We start from the raw sequence: 3,083 nt of genomic DNA on the forward strand, positions 1-3,083 counted from the left end.
TTTTCGCTGAGCGTGCCGGTCTTGTCGAAGCACACCACGTTGACCCGGCCGAGCGCCTCCACCGAACGCGGAACACGCACCAGCGCACCGAAGTGCGTCAGTCGCCGCGCCGATGCCGATTGCGCCAAAGTCGCGACCAGTGGCATGCCTTCGGGCACCGCAGCCACCGCGATGGCGATGCCGCTGGCCACCGCCTGGCGTAATCCGCTGCCGCGCAACAGGCCCAGCCCACTGACCAGCGCACCGCCGGCCATGCTGACCGGGAAAGCACGGTTGGTGAGCTGACTCAACTGGTGCTGCAGGCCGATCGCCGGCAGTTCACTGGACACCAGTTCGGCGGCGCGACGGGCCTGGGTGTCGGCGCCGACGGCGGTCACGATTCCCACCGCGGTTCCGGTCACCACGGTGGTTCCCGCGTACAGCATGCAGCGCCGCTCAGCCAGGTCGGCGCCGGGAGTGGCCTCGGCCTGCTTCTCCACCGGCAGCGACTCGCCGGTGAGCGTCGATTCGTCGACCTCCAGGTCGTCCTCCTCGATCAGCCGGGCGTCAGCCGGCACCACATCGTTGGTGTGCACCTCGATCACGTCACCGGGCCGCAGTTGCTCCGCGATGACCTTACGGTACAACGGCTTTCCGTCCGGGCCGGTGGTGAGCTTCCTGGCCGGCGGAATCTGCTGTTCCAATAGCGTATTCAGCCGGTTCTCGGCGCGCAGGCGCTGGCTGGCCGCCAGGAAGGCGTTGCCGGTCAGCACAGAACCGACCAGCACCGCGTCGACGGGCGAACCGAGCACAGCGCTGGCCGCCGAGCCGATGGCCAGCACCGGTGTCAACGGGTCGGACAACTCGGCGCGCACCGCGGTGCCGAACTGCCACAGTGCCCGGCCCGGCCGTCGGGAGAGCTCTGCGCCGCGCTGGGCGGTGCCTACGGCGCGGGTGGCCAGTCCTTTGCGGGTCGGCTCCGCTGATTCGACCGGTTCCGGTGGCGGCAACAATTTGCGCACCTGTTCCACCGACATCGCGTGCCATTCCCGGGCCGGTGCCGGCCGCGGTGCGGGGTCGCGCAGAATTCGGCGGGCCAGCCAGTACCCGGAGAGCAGACCGGCTGCTGCGCCGGTGGTGACTGGACCGGGTCCGCGACCGCGGACACCGGGAATCATCAACAACGCACCCAGCAGCGAAGCGCCGATGGAGATCTCCACCCCCCGGCGGCTCGCCGCCCCGGCCGCGGGAAGGGCGTGCAACACTCGCCAGGCGGTGGCCAGGTCGGGTACTAGCAGGTCGGCGTACCAGGGCGGCGGCGTGCCATTGCCCGGTGTAACACCCAGTGCCACGTCGGCCGACGAAAGTGCCTGTGCGGCATGTGAAGACAACACCATCACGGTGCGGCCGGCTCCTTGCAGGTCGGTGACCGCCTCGGCGAGCGCGTCGTCGAGAGACTTGCCGTCGGTCGGCCGGACCTCCTCGAAGGCCGGTCGCAGTTCACCGAGACCCTCGGTCTCGACGGAGATCAGCTCCACGCCGCTGCGGCGGGCCTCCGCCATTACCGCTGACGCCAGCGGATCGTGGGTGGGGCAGACCAGCGCCTTGGCCGCAGAGCGCGACCGGCGGGAGGAGGAGTTCCCGGGAACCGGATGCCATCCGGGTTGCAGGTCGCTGCGCTCGAGAAGTGCTTGCGCACGGTGCCACGCCGGCGCCAACTCGTCTTCGGCGGCGTCGCGCACCGTCATCACCCGGAGCCTGTCGGTGCAGAGCACCCTGGGGTCGATGACCAGTGCGTCGACCCGGTCGAGGCGCCGGAGGCTTTCTGGCCGCAACGCCAGCGTGTCGTACTGCTCGGCCAGCCCCTGGCCCAACTTCGCGGCGAACGACTCGCGGGTGGTCCGGGCGGCCTTGGGCGCGGCGACCAGGGTGGCGGTGCCCGCCGTGTCCACACTGCGCGTGGCCACCCCGGTGACCGCGGCGCCGATCAGCTGGACCAGCGCGGTGCGGTCGGCGTGACGTTCGACGGGTCCGGGCGGCCGCGGACACGGCCGGGACGCCGGATGAGTGGCCACCTGCTCGGCATGACGGGCCAGTTCCGGTTCGTGCGCGGCCCAAACCCGGGCCTCCGCACGGGTTTCGGCAGCGCGCAGGGCTTCCACCAGGAAGTCCACCGCCAGCGACGCCGGCGAGAGCGAGACGATGTGCGCTGCCGTCATGGCAACCGTCAACACGCTGTCAGTCGCCGACGTGCCGATCCGGTCCTCGAGCAGACGGCGCAGGCGCGGCTGGTAGTCCACGGCCGCCACGAGCGCTTCGAGACTGTGCGGCGCCGCGGGCCAGCGCAGCGTCCGGCCGATCAGCGCGATACCGAGCCCCGCGGCCGTTGCGCCGACTCCCAGCGCCCGGCTGGTCAGCACCAGAGCATCAGCGGGAAGACTGACCTGGTCTCTATCGGTGGCGGCGTCAATCGATTCTGCCGCGGCGTCGGGCCGGGCTGCGGCGAATTCCTTTTCGGCGTCGGCGACCAGCCGGCACAGCTCACCCAGCGACGGCTCGTCGCCGTCAGAGCTATTCCAGCCGACGATCACCCGCGACAGCGGACGGTTCAACCGTGCAGAGCTGATACCGGACCGGGCCAGCAGCGCATCGCTCACTACTCGGCCGAGCTCGCTGCCGTGCGGGCCGTCCAGCCCTCGCACCTCGACCCAGGCGCGATCACCGCCGCGCCAACAGTGCCGGGTCAGCGTCGAGGCAGACAGCTCGCGGTTGACCACCTTTGCGCCGTCGCGAATCGGCGTGGTGGCCAGACTCATGCCGGCCGCAGCGGCCGACCCCAGGGTTCCGGCGGCGCTCGCCGCGGTATTGACTGATGCGCCCACCAGCGCGGAAGTCGCCTGCATGCCGATCGCCACCGCGCGAAGTGGCAAGAGTCCGCGCGCGGATCCGTCGGTACTCAAAGCTACTTTGAGCTGCGCGACTGACCGCCGCGTGCCGAACGCGCAGCGGTCTTCTTCGCACGGGTGGTTCGTTTGGTGGGCGACGGAGCGGCGCCCGCTGCTCCGGTGTGCGCCGGCGCCGGCTTGCTCGGCGGCGCCTTGTTC

The 3,083-nt window shown here is 70.8% G+C and carries 1 protein-coding gene; it reads right to left on the bottom strand.

Annotated elements, in window-relative coordinates:
- Nucleotides 1-2,909, bottom strand: a 2,909-nt coding sequence (locus tag WA317_RS18060; protein WP_425174342.1) for an HAD-IC family P-type ATPase, incomplete at its 3' end; no start/stop codon positions are given.
- Nucleotides 2,910-3,083 lie beyond the last annotated feature (174 nt).

Origin of the sequence: Mycobacterium sp. (assembly GCF_049802695.1) — a bacterium.
Classification (GTDB): Bacteria; Actinomycetota; Actinomycetes; order Mycobacteriales; family Mycobacteriaceae; genus Mycobacterium.